We start from the raw sequence: 16322 nt of genomic DNA, 5'->3' as shown, positions 1-16322 counted from the left end.
AAGCACGTACTTATCTGATTCGCAATGCCGAAACATCCGAGATCCGCGTCGTGAGATAATCCCTGGATGACATCAAAGGGTGTAGATCAGCCCGTTGCCACGCCCAGCCTTGCGGACGGCGTCAGCCGGTGGGCGTGCCAGACGGCGGCGGCGAGTACGATGACGGCGCCCGCCTGATGCGCTGCGCCCATGGGGATCGGCACCACCATGACCAGCGTGCCTATGCCGAGAACGACCTGCGCCAACACGGCGGCCAGAAGGCAGTTGGCCGAGAGCCTTGCGTCGGCCACGCCGCTCGCGTGGACGCGCCACCAATGCCAGCCCGTCGCGATCACCAGCACATAGGCGAACATGCGGTGCTGATACTGCACGGTGAGCAGATTCTCGAAGAAGTTCGACCACCAGGGCTGAAGGTGGAAAAGCCCCTCCGGCGCGAAGAAGGCGCCCTGAATGAGCGGCCATGTATTGTGGATGAAGCCCGCCCGCGTGCCCGCCACGAAAGCGCCCAGCACGATCTGCAGAAAGAACCCCGCGATCAGCCAGCGGGCGGCGGTGGAAAGCCCTCTCCCCGCCTCCGGCGCGTGGGACAACATATCCCGGCTGCTGCGCCACAAGCTCAACCCCGTCCAGAAAATATAGGCGAAGAGAATGAGAGCGAGCGTCAGATGCGCCGCGAGCCGGTACTGGCTGACCTCCGTGCGGTGCACGAGGCCGCTCTTCACCATCCACCAGCCAAGCGCGCCCTGCAGGCCGCCCAGCACGAACAATATGGCGAGCTTCGGCACCAATGCGCGCTCGACCTTCTTCGTGAAGGCAAACCAGAGGAACGGAATGAGGAAGGCAAAGCCGATGAGACGGCCGAGCAGCCTGTGCCCCCATTCCCACCAATAGATCTGCTTGAACTCCGACAGCGACATCCCCTTGTTAAGCGCGGCGTATTGGGGGATCTGCTTGTAGAGGTCGAACTCGCGCTGCCAGTCGGTCTGGCTCAGCGGCGGGAGCGCGCCCGTCACCGGCTTCCATTCGGTGATCGAAAGCCCCGACTCGGTAAGCCGGGTCAGCCCGCCGACAACCACCATCACGAAGATGAGCGCGGCCACGCCGAACAGCCAGATGGCGATCTGGCGATTAGCTTCGGGCTTGTGGCCCAGATGCGCCGAGGGGGAAGATGAGGGGCCGGTTTCGATGCGCTGTGCGGTCATGACGCTGATTTAGCGCGCCCGCCGCGAAAAGCCCAGCCCGGGAAAGGCCGCGGCGCCGCTTTCGAAGCTGAATTTTTGGTCATGAAGGTGAGGCGGCGGAGCGCCCCGAGGAGGGCTTTGCTCTCCCCTTTTCATGATCGGGGCTTTGCCCCGGGCCTGAGAATGTCCTATCAGGTGGCATTCTCAATGGAGACGGACATGCGCCTCAATATCCGCACCAGGAAGCTGATCGGCACCATCGTGCTTCTGGTCTTCCTGACGCTCTACGCTTTTCTGGTAATGACCATTGCGGTCAGCCACCTGCCGGATAACGGCTTCCTCCAGTTCATCTACTACCTGACGGCAGGCGTGATCTGGGCGTTCCCGATGAAATATCTGATTATCTGGATGGTCCGGCCCGACCCCGAAGAGGAATAGGCCGAAATCCGATCACATCAGCCGGCCGGTCTTCAGATAGTTGAAGAACAGGATCGCAACGAAAAACAGGGCGATGGGGATGATGTTGGCCATCGAAAAACTCCGGCAGATAAAAGCTGAACGGGGCACCCGTCTCGTCGGTCGAGGGTGAGCGCCGATTGGGCCGCAATGTGCCCCAGCTTCGCGGAAAAGAAAAGGGCCGCCCGTCGATTAGACGAGCGGCCCCTAGTCTTCACAAATTGGTCGGAGCGGCGGGATTCGAACCCACGACCCCTTGTCCCCCAGACAAGTGCGCTACCGGGCTGCGCTACGCTCCGTCGGCTGTGAAGGCGCGGACTATAGACGCGCCCTTTCGGCTCGGCAACCGCAGAAAACGGTGCATCCGACCTTAATTTTCGTCTTCTTCCTCTTCCCAGAGAGTCTCGTCGATCTCTTCCTTCAAGGTGACGAGATCGTCGAGAATACGCGAGAGCCGCTGGCGCCCCGCGGCACCGATGGAAGCGCCGCCCGCCTGGACGTCTTCCTCCGCGCCCTCATGGTCTGAACGCTGTACCGCTTCGCGGGCAAGCTCCGCGACCGAGGCGTCGGCGGTGCCCCGGCCGGTCTCGGAAACGAACTTCGCGCCCTGCTCGCGAAAGACCTTCTGCACACCCTTGATGGTGTAGCCGTCATTGTAGAGAAGCGCGCGCACGCCGCGCAGAAGGTCCACGTCTTCGGGACGGTAATAGCGCCGCCCGCCGCCGCGCTTCAGCGGGCGGATATGGCTGAACTTGCTTTCCCAGAAGCGCAGCACATGCTGCGGCACGTCGAGATCGGCCGCGACTTCGCTGATTGTGCGAAAAGCTTCAGGAGACTTTTGTGCTGTAGAATGAGGCACTTGCCGACCGTCCTCAATCCGGTTTCCGACCACAGATCTTACCATATTCTACGCGAACCCGACGGGAGCGCCGGTACTTGAGAGCTTCAGTCCGCCGCAGCGGCCTTGCTGCTCAACGCATCGTTGATGCGTTCCTTCAAGACATGGCTTGGACGGAAGACGAGTACGCGCCGCGGTTTGATCGGCACTTCCTCGCCCGTCTTCGGGTTACGGCCCATCCGGCCGCCCTTCTGCCGGACGGAGAACGAACCGAAAGACGACAGCTTCACCGTGTCGCCGCCGGCCAGACAATCCGAAATTTCCTGCAATACCCGTTCGACCAGATCCGCCGACTCGTTCCGCGACAAGCCGACTTCCTGATAAACCGCTTCGCTCAGATGAGCGCGCGTGATCGTATCCCCCATCGCCGCACCTCTGCAATTTCGTCACTAAGCGTAGGGCTAGCCCAGAAACCCGTCAATATCAATGAATTGGCAGCTTTTTCTAATCGACCGTTTCATAGATTACCGCAATATGTCCTGCGCGTAGGGCTCAATAGCGCAGCAAGAGCGATCCCCAGGTAAACCCGCCGCCCATCGCTTCGAGCAGAACGAGATCGCCCTTCTTGATTCGGCCATCCTTGAGCGCCGCGTCGAAAGCGAGCGGCACGGAGGCCGCCGAGGTGTTGCCGTGATCGGCCACCGTCATCACCACCTTTTCAGGCGGCAGGCCGATCCGCTTGGCGGTGCTGTCCAGAATGCGCTTGTTCGCCTGATGCGGCACGAACCAGTCGATATCCTCCACGCCAAGGCCGGTCGCCTCGAGCGACTCGCTGATGGCCTCGGCGATATTCACCACCGCGTGCCGGAACACCTCGCGGCCCTCCATGCGGACATGGCCGACCGTGCCGGTGGAGGACGGGCCGCCATCGACATAGAGCTTGTCCTTCAGGCGCCCGTCGGAATGCAGATGCGCGGTGAGAATGCCCCGGTCCGCATTCGTCCCCTCGCCCTCGCCCGCCTGGACGACCATGGCGCCGGCCCCGTCGCCGAACAGCACGCAGGTCGTGCGGTCCGTCCAGTCCAGCAGCCGCGAGAAGGTCTCCGCGCCGATGACCAGCACCGTCTTCGACTGGCCGGCCCGGATGAAGGTATCGGCAATGGTAAGCGCATAGACGAAACCGGAGCAGACCGCCTGAATATCGAAGGCCGCGCCATGGCCGAGGCCGAGCGCCGCCTGCACGGTGGTCGCCGTCGCCGGGAAGGTATTGTCCGGCGTCGTCGTCGCCATGATGATCGTATCGATCTCCTGCACGTCGATGCCCGCATCGGCGATCGCCGCCCGCGCCGCATGCAGCGCGAGGTCGGAGGTGAGTTCCCCCTCCGCCGCGATGTGCCGGTTCCTGATACCGGTCCGCTCGGTGATCCAGTCGTCCGTGGTTTCTACAACCTTGGAGAGATCTTCATTCGTCATGATCCGTTCCGGCAGATAGCTGCCGGTGCCGGTCACGATACTTCTTACTGATGTCACGGCAGAGCTGCCTCGGATTCTTGAGTGTCCTGTTTGCCGCCATTGCGGCCGCTCGCGAGTTGTTCCAACCCGTCCAGATGACCGAGATCGGTCACGATCTTGTTGAGAAGGTCCGCCGACGCCACATCGACGGCCACGTCGATGGCCGCGGCAAAGCCCAGCGCATCCGTGCCGCCATGGCTCTTCACCACCAGCCCGTTCAGGCCGAGAAAGAGACCGCCGTTGTTGGCGCGCGGATCGAGCCGCGTGGAGAGCGCCTTGAAGGCGCCCTGCGCAAAGAAATATCCGATCTTCGCCATCAGCGACCGGGAGATGGCCGCGCGCAGATATTCGGAAATCTGCCGCGCCGTGCCCTCGGCGGTCTTCAGCGCGATATTGCCGGTGAACCCGTCGGTGACCACGACATCGACCGTGCCCTTGCCGAGATCGTCGCCCTCGACGAAGCCCTTGAAGACGATGGGAAGGTCGCTCTCGCGCAGCATCTGCGCGGCGGCTTTCACCTGCTCGGTGCCCTTCACTTCCTCCTCGCCGATATTGAGGAGGCCGACGGTCGGCTTGTCGACATTGAAGATAACGCGGGCATAGGCCTCGCCCATCGCCGCGAACTGCACGAGCTGCTTTGCATCCGGCCCGATGGTGGCGCCGACATCCAGCACCACGCTTTCACCGCGCGTGGTCGGCCAGAGCGCGGAGATGGCCGGCCGCTCCACATGGGCGAGCGTCTTCAGGATGAACATGGACATGGCCATGAGCGCGCCGGTATTGCCAGCGGAAACAACGGCCTGCGCCTGCCCTTCCTTCACCGCGTCGATGGCCTGCCACATGCTGGAGACCTTGCGGCCGCGCCGGAGCGCCTGGCTCGGCTTGTCGTCCATGGAAATGGAAACGTCGCAGTGATGGATCTCGCTGACCGAGGCGACGCGCGGAAACCGCTCCATCACCGCCTTCAGCTTTTCCTCGTCGCCATAGACGAGGAAGCGCACATCGGGATGTCGGACCGACGCGATGTCGATGCCGCCGATCACGGTCTCGGGGCCGTGATCGCCCCCCATCCCGTCCACGGATATCGTTAGTCCTCGCGTCACTCCAGCCCCTCCTGAAACGGCTCAATACCCCGGCTTCGCGACAAATCGGGGTTTAACAGGCGAATCGACCCGGGAAGGGTCCCGCGGATCAGACTCGCGCGCCCGAACATACAGCCATCATACCCTGATACAATACCCATCGAACAAGGCCGTCTTGTCTCGACCGGGGTATGCGATTAGTCGTTTTTCTTGAGTTTTTCCAATATTGCAAAGGGGTTTTCACGCTCTTCCCCAGCGTCCGCCTCTTCCTGCGGGGCCGCCTCGGCAGGCTCTTCGAGCGCTGCGCCGGGCTTGCGCGGATAAGGCTCCATGGCCAGCGAGAGCTGCTCGGCCACCGCCTCGCCATAGTCCACCCGGCCACCGGCCAGAAACGGCTCCGGCGGCTCCACCGCTTCCGGATCGATGAGAATCTCCTTCTCATCGGCCCCGGAAAAGCGCGCATCCCGCTCGATCTGGTCGTCGGGCAGGAAATGCAGGGTGAATTCCTCGGAAATCTCCTCGCTCATCGGCTCCAGCGTCACGACGCATTCGCGCATGAGATCGGCTTCATAGCTGCAATCGAGGGTCAGCCCCGTCTTGCGCCATGGCCGCAGCTTCGCCACGCCGGAAAGCCGCGAAATGCCTGGAATTCCGAAGCGGCGGGCCAGCGCCGCGCATTCGGCCTCATCGGCCTCGAAAGGAATGGCCGTGCCCTTGGGCGGCACGTCATTGGCCGACACGAGGCGGCGGAATTCCGGCTTGTTGTCCTTGTTATTCGCTGGGTCGCTCAAAAACTGCTCCTCAGGCCGAAATGTTATGGGCTTCGGGCGATCCGATGCCCTGAGCGGCGCGCGTGGCGGCGAGATCTTCCGCAACCGGCGGCTCGGGAAACCGGATTTCGCCGGCAATCAGCGCCGTTTCGGGCTGCGCCCTCAGCGCCGAGGCCGCCCGGCCCACATAGGCCGCGATCAGCGTGAGCTGAGCCCTGTCCACGGCCGCATCGCCGTAGATATTGCGCCGAATCGCCTCCTGCAAGGCGCCGGAACCGCCCGTCAGGCCCGCCTCATAGGCCGAAATCCGCCCGTAAAAGGACGAAGCGAGCTTCTTGACCTTCTTGCCGACGCTGAGATCGCCGACACCCATTTCGCGCATGGTCTGGTCCAGATCGTCGAAAAACACGTCGAAAAAGCGCTGCCCGAGGGCCTTGGCCTCGTCTCCGCCCTGTTTCAGCCGGTGCATCGCCAGAAAGGCATGAAGCGCAACCATCTCGAAACGGCTTTCCACGGTATCGGGAACGCCCGCATGACGATAGAATTCCGCCCGGCGCGCCTGATCGCTTACCGCCCGGTAAAGCCGGAAGGCCGCGTCATCGTTTTGGGGACGGCGAAACAATTTGTTCCATATCATTCGGTAATCTCCTGCCCGACCCGTCGGGAGCTGAAAGCGCGGCCTGACATGCCGATTGAATTTAGTAGCCGACAGGGGTAGGTCAACGCATGAAGAAGATGTGTCGAGGAGGCAGTCACGCCATGAAGTCCGCTCACCCGCGCCGTAAGCTCAAGGCCGTCCTGGCCGCATCCCTGATCGCGACCAGCGCCACGCTGACGGTTGCCTGCTCACCCGTCGTGGAAGAGCGCGGTTACATCTTCGACGCGAAAGACCTGAAGCAGGTACATCCCGGCGACAGCCGCGAGCAGATAAGGCAGCTCCTCGGGACGCCCTCGACCGTTTCCACCGTCCGCGGCGAAGCTTGGTATTACATTTCCAGCAAGTTCGAAACCTACGCCTTTTACGCGCCCGAAGAGGTCGACCGCAAGGTCGCTGCCATCTATTTCGACAAATCCGGCGTGGTGGACGATGTCGCCTATTACGGGCTGGAGGACGGCCGGGTGATCAATTTCGTCGACCGCAAGACGCCCACCCGCGGCAAGGAGATGACGGTTCTCGAACAGCTCTTCTCCAATATCGGCCGCTACAACAATGCGGGCGCGAGCAAGCCGCAGCCGGGCAACTGATCCTCAGGCAAACCTCAACCTGACATAGCCGACGCCTGACCGCAGGCGCCGGCGCAGGATGTCTTTCAGCACGTTCGTCCAGGGCGTGATCAGGAAGGTGACGCCGATGACGCAGACGAAGACGGCGAGCTTCTGCCAGGTGGAGTGCACGTCGTAGAGCCCAAGCGCGGCGACGCAGACGAAAATCGGAAAATGGAACAGGTAGATCGGGAAAGTCGCATCGCCGACCTTGCGGGCGATCGCCTTCAACCGGTCCGGCACCGCGATCCGCTCGCCGTAAAGGTCCAGCGCCCAGAACACCCAGGCGAAAACCGCAAGCGCGGCAATGGACGGCAGAACCAGCGACACCGATACGCGCGCCGGATCCACATGCAGCGTGCCGAAGAAGACGTCGATCACCTGCCGGATCGTTTCGGCAAAGCCATTGAGGTCGACGGCGGCAAGCCCCATCACGGCGACGGCGCCCCCCGCGACGAAGAGGCGAATGCCCGTCCCCGTCCTCCTCTCCTTGCGGCTGTAAACGTCGTAAAGCGCCGCCCCGCCGATCCAGACGACTGCCATAAAGAGAATGTTGGGGCCGAGCAGCAGCGCGGTCAGGCCGAGCAACATGTAACGGCGGGAGAGATAAAGGCCGTACATCAGATAGAAGGCGGCTTCGTAGCCGAGCGACCAGAAAGGCGAATTGGACAGCGGATAGATGCTGTAGCCCCAGATCTGGGTAAGGAACCCGGCATTGGCGAAAATCCGGAAAATCGGATGGTCCGCCTCCCCGCCCCAATTGCTCATGTAGAAGTCCGGTGCGGCATAGCGCGAAACCGCGTCGAGACAGATCGTGGCGACGAGCGCCGGCAAGGCGACCGACCAGAGCCGCGACAGGCGGTCGACATAATAGCGGCCCTCATCGAAGGAATTTCCGTCCGGATAGATCATCCGGATGGTGTAGCCGCTCAGAACGAAGAAGCCCCCGACCGCGGCGACGCCGAAGATCGTCAGATCGGGCCAGTCCGGCTGGAAATAGCTCTGGGTCCAGTGCGCGCCGGCGACCGCAAGCGCGAGAAAGACCCGCGATACATCGAGCAGCACGGATATGGAATCGGGAACGTTTCGCGCGCCCGCTGCCTGGCCTTGCCCCGTCATCCCTGCACTCCCATCCCGAATTGACACATGACCGCGTCCCGATCGGACATTTGTTAGAAACGCAGACGGCCCAAGCGGCGTTTTCCGCCGTTTTTCTGTCCGGTTTCCCTATTCCATGATCGCGCTTCAAGTCGCGGGCCATTCCGCGCTGGGGCCAGCCGAGCCGGGACGAAAACAATCCGGGCAAAACAAAAGGCCCCGGCGTTTCCGCCGGGGCCTTTCTCTTTCTTTTTTCGGTTCCCGCGCTTAGTGCGCCAGGATCGCCAGCAGCAGCAGCGCCACGATGTTCGTGATCTTGATCATCGGGTTCACCGCCGGGCCGGCCGTATCCTTGTAGGGATCGCCGACCGTATCGCCGGTCACGGCCGCCTTATGGGCTTCAGAGCCCTTGCCGCCGTAATTGCCGTCTTCGATGTACTTCTTGGCGTTGTCCCACGCGCCGCCGCCGGCGGTCATGGAAAGCGCCACAAAGAGGCCGGTGATGATGACGCCGAGCAGCATCGCACCAACCGACGAGAAGGCGGCCGACTTGCCCGCGATCCAGTTGATCAGGAAGTAGAGCGCGATAGGCGACAGCACCGGCAGGAGCGACGGCACAATCATTTCCTTGATCGCCGCCTTGGTAAGCATATCCACCGCGCGGGCATAATCAGGCTTCGACGTGCCCTTCATGATGCCCGGATCCGCCTTGAACTGACGGCGCACTTCCTCAACGATCGAGCCGGCAGCGCGGCCGACCGCCATCATGCCCATCGAGCCGAACAGGAAGGGCAACAAACCGCCGACGAAAAGCCCGACAACCACATAGGGATTGGAGAGCGAAAAGTCCGGCACAACCCCCTCGAAATACGGGAACTTATCCGCATTGGCCGAGAAGAAGGTCAGGTCCTGCGTATAGGCCGCGAAGAGCACCAGCGCACCGAGACCGGCGGACCCGATGGCATAGCCCTTGGTCACCGCCTTGGTGGTGTTGCCGACCGCGTCGAGCGCGTCCGTCGTCTTGCGGACGTCTTCGGGCAGTTCCGCCATTTCCGCGATGCCGCCCGCATTGTCCGTCACCGGACCGAAGGCGTCGAGCGCGACCACCATGCCCGCAAGCGCCAGCATGGTCGTCACTGCGATGGCGATACCGAACAGACCCGCAAGGTTGAAGGAAACCAGAATGCCGACAACGATGATGATCGCCGGCAGCGCCGTAGCTTCCATCGAGACCGCGAGGCCCTGGATGACGTTCGTGCCGTGACCCGTTACCGAGGCGGCGGCAATGCTCTTCACCGGACGGAAGTTCACGCCGGTGTAGTACTCCGTCACCCAGATGATGAGACCCGTCACCGCCAGACCGACAATGCCGCAGACATAAAGCGTCATGCCGGTAAAGTTGAAGACATCGAAGGAATAGGCCGTATTGAGTCCGACCACCCAATCGGTGACGAAATAGAGCGCAATCAGCGACAGCACCGCCGAGGCGATGAAGCCCTTGTAGAGCGCGCCCATGATGTTCTGGCTCTTGCCGAGGCGTACGAAGAACGTACCGATGATGGAGGTGACGATGCAGGCACCGCCAATAGCGAGCGGATAGGTCATCATCGCCGTTTCGGCGGCACCGTTGAAGAAGATCGAGGCCAGCACCATGGTCGCAACCACGGTCACGGCATAGGTCTCGAAAAGGTCCGCCGCCATGCCCGCGCAGTCACCGACATTGTCGCCGACATTATCGGCGATGGTGGCCGGGTTGCGGGGATCGTCTTCCGGGATACCGGCTTCCACCTTGCCGACGAGATCGCCGCCGACATCCGCACCCTTGGTGAAGATACCGCCGCCGAGACGGGCGAAGATGGAGATGAGCGAAGCGCCGAAGCCGAGCGCCACCATGGCATCGATCACTTCACGATCGCCAGGGTTCAATCCAAAACCGAAAGTGAGCACCGTGAAATAGACCGACACGGCCAGCAGTGCGAGACCGGCAACGAGCATGCCCGTCACCGCACCGGAGCGGAAAGCGATCGAAAGGCCGGCTGCAAGGCTCGTCGCGGACGCCTGCGTCGTGCGCACATTGGCACGCACCGACACCAGCATGCCGATATAGCCCGCAAGACCCGACAGCGTGGCGCCGACAAGGAAGCCGATGCCGACACGAATGCCGAGAAGATAGGAAACGATGATGAAGATGACGGCGCCCACGATGGCAATCGTCGTGTACTGACGATTGAGATAGGCGGCAGCGCCTTCCTGGATCGCACTCGCAATTTCTTGCATGCGCTCATTGCCCGCGTCCGCTGCCAGCACGGAGCGTATCGCCCACATGCCATAGAGGATCGCGAGCACGCCGCAAGCAATGATAGCCCACATTGTGCTCATTCTCTCTGTCCTTAATTTTTATGAAGGTCAGGTCGGTCGTTACGCACGCAACAAACACAAGACGAGAGAAATTCCCCAAATCCTCCCTGAGAATCCCCTCTACCTCCCCGGCCATACTCTTAAGCGGGAAAAACGATGCCAAATGCTCAAGATGAAAGCAACCGGACCGATGCACTCATTCTATAAAGGGGTCCGCAAGCGCCCGCAGGGCCATGAAGACGCTCAGAAATGGCGGAAACCCGCATGGGGAACGGCGATGGGCTCGCCCTCCGCATCGACGAGCCGAACCAGCGTTTCGGGCGTACGATTCGCCCGTTCCTCAAGGTGACCGATAAGAGCGACCGGCACCCCTGCCCCAGCGGCAGCGTCAAGAAACGCCTCTTCCGCTTCGGCGGACACGGCAAGGAGCAGTTCGTAATCGTCGCCGCCGGTGAGAAGCGAGGCGAATGTGACATCGTTCTCGGCCAGAAGCATGGCCGCCGCCGCGGACGAAAGAGGCACGTCCGCCGCCCGGATGGTGGCGGCAAGGCCGGAGGCTTCGCACATATGCGTCAGATCCGCGACGAGCCCGTCCGACACATCGAGCGCGGCATGGGCGGTGCCTGAAAGCGCGGGCCCGAGCGTCACGCGCGGTTGCGGCAGGCGGTACCGGTCGGCCAGAAAGGCGCGGTCCGCATCCGAGGCGGAGGGCAACCGGCCCTGCAGCACGGAAAGACCGAGCGACGCATCGCCGATGGTGCCGGTGACATAAACCCTGTCGCCCGCCTGCGCCCCGCCGCGCGGCAGCATGGCACCCTCTTCCACCTCGCCGATGGCGGTGAGCGAGAGCGTCAGCGGACCCGATGTCGACACCGTGTCGCCGCCCCAGAGCGAGATACCGAATTCCGCCTGATCCTCGGCAAGTCCGGCCGCAAAGCCTTCCAGCCACGACATGGAACATGTCGCGGGAAGCGCCGTGACGAGCAGATAGCCACGCGGGCGCGCACCCTTGGCGGCAAGATCGGAGAGGTTCACGCGAAGAAGTTTCCGGGCAATCGTATCGGGCGGGTCTGAAGGGAGAAAATGGACACCCTCCACCATCGCATCGACGGTCAGGACCGTCTCCTTGCCCGGAGAAGCCCGGTAAAGCGCGGCATCGTCCGTGAGACCGAAAGCACCGGCGGCCTCGCGCGCAAGCGGCGCGAACAGCTCGGCGATCAGCTCGAACTCGCCGGGGCGGGGCCTGTCTGCCTTCCCGCCCGCCATGCTCAGGCCTTCCTGCCGCCCGCGCCCTTCCCTGCGTCGGGAGAGCGGATTTCCTTCGCCATCCGGTCGAGCACGGCATTCACGACGCCCGGCTCGTCGCCTTCGAAAAAGGCGTGAGCGATATCGACATATTCGTTGATGACGACCTTCACCGGCACGTCCTTGCAGCGGCGCAGCTCATAGGCGCCCGCGCGCAGGATGGCCCGAAGCGTGGAATCGACGCGCGCCAGCGCCCAGCCTCTGGCGAGCGAATGGTTCACATGGGTGTCGATGTCGCGCTGCTCGCGCAGCACGCCGCGCACGAGATCCTCGAAATGAGCGGCATCGCCGGCCACGATCTCCTCGTCCTCGATGTTCTCGCCCAGACGGAAGGTCTTGAACTCGGCAATGACCTCCTCCATCGGCGTTCCCGCCACATCCATCTGGTAAAGGGCCTGCACGGCTCCCAGCCGCGCGGCGCTGCGGGCGCGCGGATCGGTTTTCCGGTTATCGGCGTGTTCGGCGTTACTCGTCACTTGGCGCTGTCGCTTTCAAAGAACGGTCAGAACGGGGCTCAGGCCCCGAGCTGTTTTTTCAGGTCGATCATGTCGAGGCAAGCCTTTGCCGCGCCGCCGCCCTTGTTCTTGGCGGAGACGTTGGCGCGGGCCCATGCCTGCTCCTCGTTTTCCACTGTCTGGATGCCGTTGCCAAGGGCCAAGGCGCGATCGACCGTCAGATTCATGAGCGCACGGGCGGATTCATTGGAAACGATCTCGTAATGCGTCGTTTCACCGCGGATCACGCAGCCCAGAACGACATAGCCGTCAAACCGGGCCGAGGGGCCGCCATGGGTCATGCCTTCCAGCGCGAATTTGACCGCCGCGGGCGTTTCCAGCACGCCCGGCACGCTCACGCGCTGATAGGTGGCGCCGCGCGCCTCGATTTCGGCAATGGCACCACGGGCCAGCTCGTCGGCCAGATCCTCGTAGAAACGCGCCTCGACAATGAGGATATGGGGGTTGCTGTCGCTCATTCCGCCTTTTCCTTGACCGATTTCGCCTTCGCGCCGCCCGCCGAGACGGAACGCTGGCCGGTGATCCGGAGCCCGTAGCCTTCGAGACCCACCAGGCTGCGATCCGTGTCGGAGAGAAGCTCCATTTCGTGAATGCCGAGATCGAGCAGGATCTGCGCGCCGACGCCATATTCGCGCAGGCGGCGCGGCATGCCCTGATCTTCGCTCTCCCCCTCGCCCTTGTGGAGCAGCCGGTCGGAGATGACGGTGGAGGTCGTGTCGCGGATGAGCACGACCACGCCGCGCCCCTCCTCGCCGATAATCCGCATACTGTCTTTCAGCACCGAAGAGCGCGGCCCCGAAGCGCCCAGCACGTCGTCGAAAATATTAACGGCGTGAACGCGCACCAGCACGGGCTCCGGCGTGGAGATATCGCCCTTCACCAGCGCGATATGCTCGGCATATTCGACGGTGTTCTGATAGACCATCATCTTGAAGTCGCCGCCGAACTCGCTCGTCAGCTCGCTCTCGATGGCGCGGCGGATGAAATTGTCGTAGCGACGGCGATAAGCGATGAGATCGGCAATGGTCGCGATCTTGAGGCCGTGAAGCTGCGCGAAATTCACCAGATCCGGCAGACGCGCCATGGTGCCGTCATCATTCATGATTTCGCAGATGACGCCGCCGGGATAAAGACCGGCAAGCCTTGCGATATCGACGGCGGCTTCGGTATGGCCCGCGCGCACCAGCACACCGCCGTCCTTTGCGACGAGCGGAAACACATGGCCGGGCGACACGATGTCCTGCGCGCTCTTGGTCGGGTCGATGGCGACCGACACGGTATGCGCGCGGTCATGCGCGGAGATACCGGTGGAGATACCCTCGCGCGCCTCGATGGAGACGGTAAAGGCCGTCTGGTGGCGCGACTGGTTGTGGCTCGACATGAGCTGCAGGTTCAGCTCCTTGGCCCGGTCCGCATTCAACGACAGGCAGATGAGCCCGCGGCCGTATTTCGCCATGAAGTTGACCGCTTCCGGCGTGCACATTTGCGCCGGGATGACGAGATCGCCCTCATTCTCGCGATCTTCCGCATCGACCAGCACGAACATCTTGCCGTTGCGCGCGTCTTCGATGACTTCTTCTATGGGCGACAGAAATTCCTTGTACACGGGGCCTTAGTCCTTCTCAGCCAGGCGCGCGACATAGCGGGCCAGCATATCAATTTCAAGATTAATCGCATCGCCCTCGCGGGCGCCGCCCCAGGTGGTGACGTCCTGGGTATGCGGAATGATGTTGACGCCGAAATGGCATGTGCCGTCGGGCTGGTCCTCGACCTCGTTCACGGTGAGGGAGGTTCCGTTGATGGTGATGGAGCCTTTGGAGGCGATGTAGCGGGCAAGACTTGCGGAGGCCTCGAAGGTGAAGCGCTTCGAGTCGCCATCGGGCCGGATGGACACGATGCGCCCCACCCCGTCGACATGGCCCGAGACGACATGACCGCCGAGCTCGTCGCCGGCCTTGAGTGCGCGCTCCAGATTGATCCGCGTACCCTCTTTCCAGCCGCCCAGCACGGTGCAGTCGAGCGTCTCGGCGGAGGCATCGACGGCGAACCATTTGCCGATTTCATCGTCGCCCTTGTCCACCACGGTGAGGCAGCAGCCCGAACAGGCGATGGAGGCGCCCATATCGATGCCCGCTGGATCGTAATGGGTGGCGATGACGAAACGCGTGTCGCCGCGCTTCTCGATGGCGCGCACGGTGCCTATGTCCGTTACGATACCGGTGAACATGATCGATCAGCTCCGATAGACGTAGCTCGACAGCGTGTCCGCGCCGAGCTGCATACTGTGAGTGTGAAGAAAACCCGGCGCGTCACCGACACGCCCGATACCGAGCGAGGCGATGGCGGGATAGCCGTCGCCGCCGAGCAGCGTCGGCGCGCGGAACCATTCGAGCCGGTCCACCAGACGCGCCTGAACGAGCGAAGAGGCAAGCCGCGCCCCGCCCTCGACCAGCACGCGGGTCAATCCGCGTTCGGCAAGCAGTTCCATCGCCACGCGCATATCCATGGCGCCGCCCTTGTCAGACGCGACATCGACAAGCTCCACGCCGCATCCCTCGAACGCCTTGCGGCGCTCCGTATCGCCACCCGGATGGGTGAGGATGACGAGCGGTACATCCTTCGCCGTGCTGACGAGCCTGGAGGTGAGCGGCAGGCGCAACCGCCCGTCCGCAACGATGCGCATGGGATGACGGTCAGACATGCCCGGCAGGCGGCAGGTAAGTTCGGGATCGTCGACGATGGCGGTGGCGCTGCCGACCATGATGGCGTCATGCGTGGCGCGCAGCAGATGGCCGCGCGCCCGCGCCTCGTCGCCCGTGATCCACTGGCTGTGGCCGCTATGGGTCGCGGTGCGCCCGTCCAGCGTGCTGGCGATCTTGAGCGTCACCAGCGGGCGGTTGTCGCTGATCCTGAGGAAAAAACCTTCATTGAGCAGATGCGCCTCGAGCGCGCAGACATTGTCCTCGACCTCGATGCCCGCCTTCTCCAGAAGCGCGAACCCCCGTCCGCCCACACGCGGATCGGGATCGGTAATAGCGACGACAACGCGGGAAATACCCGCCTCGATCAGCGCCTGGGCGCAGGGCGGCGTTTGTCCGTGATGGGCGCAGGGTTCGAGCGATACATAGGCCGTCGCGCCACGGGCCGCTTCGCCCGCGCGGGAAAGCGCCTCCGTCTCCGCATGGGGACGGCCGCCGGGTTGCGTCCAGCCACGCCCGACGATGCGCGGACCGTCTTCTTCCTCACGGACGATAATGCAGCCGACAGCCGGGTTCGGCGCCACGCGGCCGAGCCCGCGCGCCGCCAGCGCCAGCGCCATTTTCATGAAATCCGCGTCGTAGGGCCGGACCATGCTCTTCTCCTGCGGGCTCTTCAGACAAGACCGGGCCCGGCAGTGAGAAAGCTAGTCCCGATCTTCGTCCACGTCCGCTTCCGGGCCGCTCAACTCGCCCAGAAACTCTTCGAAATCCTTGACTTCGCGGAAGTTTCTGTAAACCGAGGCGAAGCGTACATAGGCCACGGCATCGAGTGAGCTGAGGCCTTCCATCACGAGCGTTCCGACCATTTTGGAAGGAATCTCGCTCTCGCCCATGCTCTCAAGCCGCCGGACGATGCCCGACACCATACGCTCGATGCGTTCCTGCTCAACCGGGCGTTTGCGCACGGCAATTTGCACGGAACGCATAAGCTTGTCCCGATCGAAGGGCACGCGGCGGCCATTGCTCTTCACAATGGTCAGTTCGCGAAGCTGGACCCGTTCAAAGGTCGTGAACCGCCCGCCACAGGCCGGGCAGAAGCGGCGGCGCCGGATCGCCGTGTTGTCCTCGGTGGGACGCGAGTCCTTCACCTGGGTGTCTTCGTTTCCGCAATATGGACAACGCATGCGATGCCGCCCCCGCCTTTCCATCGGCCGTCAGACCGATATGTGCCCCTCAGAAAAAGAT

At 63.0% G+C, this 16322-nt stretch carries 18 protein-coding genes and 1 tRNA gene; 2 read left to right on the top strand and 17 right to left on the bottom strand.

Annotated features, from left to right (window positions below; all coding sequences use genetic code 11):
- Positions 1-86: 86 nt before the first annotated feature.
- Positions 87-1202 (bottom strand): COX15/CtaA family protein, encoded by a 1116-nt coding sequence (locus ACSSVQ_RS00965; protein ID WP_454180450.1) that lies wholly within the window; start codon positions 1200-1202, stop codon positions 87-89.
- Positions 1203-1400: 198 nt separating this feature from the next.
- On the opposite strand from ACSSVQ_RS00965, the gene ACSSVQ_RS00960 reads away from it, so the two are divergent.
- A complete protein-coding gene (locus ACSSVQ_RS00960) occupies positions 1401-1619 on the top strand; it encodes a DUF2842 domain-containing protein (RefSeq protein WP_293326944.1) in 219 nt (72 codons plus the stop codon).
- A 240-nt stretch (positions 1620-1859) separates the two neighbouring features.
- Here the strand turns inward: ACSSVQ_RS00960 and ACSSVQ_RS00955 are convergent.
- From ACSSVQ_RS00955 to ACSSVQ_RS00925, 7 genes are all read right to left on the bottom strand, one after another.
- A tRNA-Pro gene (locus ACSSVQ_RS00955) sits at positions 1860-1936 on the bottom strand.
- A gap of 71 nt (positions 1937-2007) precedes the next feature.
- Positions 2008-2496, bottom strand: coding sequence for a MerR family transcriptional regulator (locus ACSSVQ_RS00950; RefSeq protein ID WP_454180449.1), 489 nt, complete (start codon positions 2494-2496; stop codon positions 2008-2010).
- Positions 2497-2582: 86 nt separating this feature from the next.
- A complete protein-coding gene (locus ACSSVQ_RS00945; protein WP_167089382.1) occupies positions 2583-2900 on the bottom strand; it encodes an integration host factor subunit alpha in 318 nt (105 codons plus the stop codon).
- Between the two features lie 127 nt (positions 2901-3027).
- Positions 3028-4005, bottom strand: coding sequence for a beta-ketoacyl-ACP synthase III (locus tag ACSSVQ_RS00940; RefSeq protein WP_454180448.1), 978 nt, complete (start codon positions 4003-4005; stop codon positions 3028-3030).
- A complete protein-coding gene (gene plsX, locus ACSSVQ_RS00935; RefSeq protein WP_293326952.1) occupies positions 4002-5090 on the bottom strand; it encodes a phosphate acyltransferase PlsX in 1089 nt (362 codons plus the stop codon). The genes ACSSVQ_RS00940 and plsX overlap by 4 nt, the downstream gene beginning before the upstream one ends.
- A 176-nt stretch (positions 5091-5266) precedes the next feature.
- The gene (locus tag ACSSVQ_RS00930) at positions 5267-5860 is read right to left on the bottom strand and encodes a YceD family protein (protein WP_454180447.1); all 594 of its coding nucleotides are present in this window, start codon (positions 5858-5860) and stop codon (positions 5267-5269) included.
- A 10-nt stretch (positions 5861-5870) separates the two neighbouring features.
- Positions 5871-6476, bottom strand: coding sequence for a ubiquinol-cytochrome C chaperone family protein (locus tag ACSSVQ_RS00925; protein WP_454180446.1), 606 nt, complete (start codon positions 6474-6476; stop codon positions 5871-5873).
- Between the two features lie 122 nt (positions 6477-6598).
- Between ACSSVQ_RS00925 and ACSSVQ_RS00920 the strand changes: the two genes are divergently transcribed.
- Positions 6599-7084 (top strand): outer membrane protein assembly factor BamE, encoded by a 486-nt coding sequence (locus ACSSVQ_RS00920; RefSeq protein WP_454180445.1) that lies wholly within the window; start codon positions 6599-6601, stop codon positions 7082-7084.
- A 3-nt stretch (positions 7085-7087) separates the two neighbouring features.
- Here ACSSVQ_RS00920 and ACSSVQ_RS00915 read toward each other — a convergent pair whose 3' ends face one another.
- From ACSSVQ_RS00915 to nrdR, 9 genes are all read right to left on the bottom strand, one after another.
- Positions 7088-8221: an acyltransferase family protein gene (locus ACSSVQ_RS00915; RefSeq protein WP_454180444.1), complete on the bottom strand. Its 1134-nt coding sequence runs from the start codon at positions 8219-8221 to the stop codon at positions 7088-7090.
- A gap of 246 nt (positions 8222-8467) precedes the next feature.
- On the bottom strand, positions 8468-10579 hold the full coding sequence (locus ACSSVQ_RS00910) for a sodium-translocating pyrophosphatase (RefSeq protein ID WP_293326962.1): 2112 nt from the start codon (positions 10577-10579) through the stop codon (positions 8468-8470).
- 222 nt (positions 10580-10801) lie between these two features.
- Entirely contained in the window at positions 10802-11824 is a 1023-nt protein-coding gene (gene thiL / locus ACSSVQ_RS00905; RefSeq protein WP_454180443.1) for a thiamine-phosphate kinase, read from the bottom strand.
- Positions 11825-11826: 2 nt separating this feature from the next.
- Positions 11827-12339, bottom strand: a complete 513-nt coding sequence (gene nusB / locus ACSSVQ_RS00900; RefSeq protein WP_293326966.1) for a transcription antitermination factor NusB — start codon at positions 12337-12339, stop codon at positions 11827-11829.
- 38 nt (positions 12340-12377) lie between these two features.
- Positions 12378-12836 carry a 6,7-dimethyl-8-ribityllumazine synthase gene (ribH, locus tag ACSSVQ_RS00895; protein ID WP_454180442.1) on the bottom strand — a complete coding sequence of 153 codons (459 nt, stop codon included), beginning with the start codon at positions 12834-12836 and terminating at the stop codon, positions 12378-12380.
- Positions 12833-13984 carry a 3,4-dihydroxy-2-butanone-4-phosphate synthase gene (gene ribB / locus ACSSVQ_RS00890; protein WP_293326971.1) on the bottom strand — a complete coding sequence of 384 codons (1152 nt, stop codon included), beginning with the start codon at positions 13982-13984 and terminating at the stop codon, positions 12833-12835. Before ribB ends, ribH begins: the two co-directional genes overlap by 4 nt.
- Before the next feature lie 6 nt (positions 13985-13990).
- Positions 13991-14605, bottom strand: a complete 615-nt coding sequence (locus ACSSVQ_RS00885; protein ID WP_454180441.1) for a riboflavin synthase — start codon at positions 14603-14605, stop codon at positions 13991-13993.
- 6 nt (positions 14606-14611) lie between these two features.
- Positions 14612-15730: a bifunctional diaminohydroxyphosphoribosylaminopyrimidine deaminase/5-amino-6-(5-phosphoribosylamino)uracil reductase RibD gene (gene ribD, locus ACSSVQ_RS00880; RefSeq protein WP_454180440.1), complete on the bottom strand. Its 1119-nt coding sequence runs from the start codon at positions 15728-15730 to the stop codon at positions 14612-14614.
- Positions 15731-15781: 51 nt separating this feature from the next.
- Positions 15782-16261 (bottom strand): transcriptional regulator NrdR, encoded by a 480-nt coding sequence (nrdR, locus tag ACSSVQ_RS00875; protein WP_454180439.1) that lies wholly within the window; start codon positions 16259-16261, stop codon positions 15782-15784.
- Between the last annotated feature and the right edge of the window lie 61 nt (positions 16262-16322).

The organism is Parvibaculum sp. MBR-TMA-1.3b-4.2, assembly GCF_053628815.1.
Note: the sequence above shows the minus strand (reverse complement) of the source record. Positions and strands in the feature narration are given on the sequence as shown.

Bases quoted from the DNA above. Each gene is read 5' to 3' on its own strand.
- ACSSVQ_RS00945 (WP_167089382.1), bottom strand. From the start codon at position 2,900: ATGGGGGATACGATCACGCGCGCTCATCTGAGCGAAGCGGTTTATCAG.
- ACSSVQ_RS00925 (WP_454180446.1), bottom strand. From the start codon at position 6,476: ATGATATGGAACAAATTGTTTCGCCGTCCCCAAAACGATGACGCGGCC.
- ribD (WP_454180440.1), bottom strand. From the start codon at position 15,730: ATGGTCCGGCCCTACGACGCGGATTTCATGAAAATGGCGCTGGCGCTG.
- ACSSVQ_RS00885 (WP_454180441.1), bottom strand. From the start codon at position 14,605: ATGTTCACCGGTATCGTAACGGACATAGGCACCGTGCGCGCCATCGAG.
- ACSSVQ_RS00965 (WP_454180450.1), bottom strand. From the start codon at position 1,202: ATGACCGCACAGCGCATCGAAACCGGCCCCTCATCTTCCCCCTCGGCG.
- thiL (WP_454180443.1), bottom strand. From the start codon at position 11,824: ATGGCGGGCGGGAAGGCAGACAGGCCCCGCCCCGGCGAGTTCGAGCTG.
- ACSSVQ_RS00915 (WP_454180444.1), bottom strand. From the start codon at position 8,221: ATGACGGGGCAAGGCCAGGCAGCGGGCGCGCGAAACGTTCCCGATTCC.
- ACSSVQ_RS00910 (WP_293326962.1), bottom strand. From the start codon at position 10,579: ATGAGCACAATGTGGGCTATCATTGCTTGCGGCGTGCTCGCGATCCTC.
- ribH (WP_454180442.1), bottom strand. From the start codon at position 12,836: ATGAGCGACAGCAACCCCCATATCCTCATTGTCGAGGCGCGTTTCTAC.
- ACSSVQ_RS00960 (WP_293326944.1), top strand. From the start codon at position 1,401: ATGCGCCTCAATATCCGCACCAGGAAGCTGATCGGCACCATCGTGCTT.
- ACSSVQ_RS00920 (WP_454180445.1), top strand. From the start codon at position 6,599: ATGAAGTCCGCTCACCCGCGCCGTAAGCTCAAGGCCGTCCTGGCCGCA.
- nrdR (WP_454180439.1), bottom strand. From the start codon at position 16,261: ATGCGTTGTCCATATTGCGGAAACGAAGACACCCAGGTGAAGGACTCG.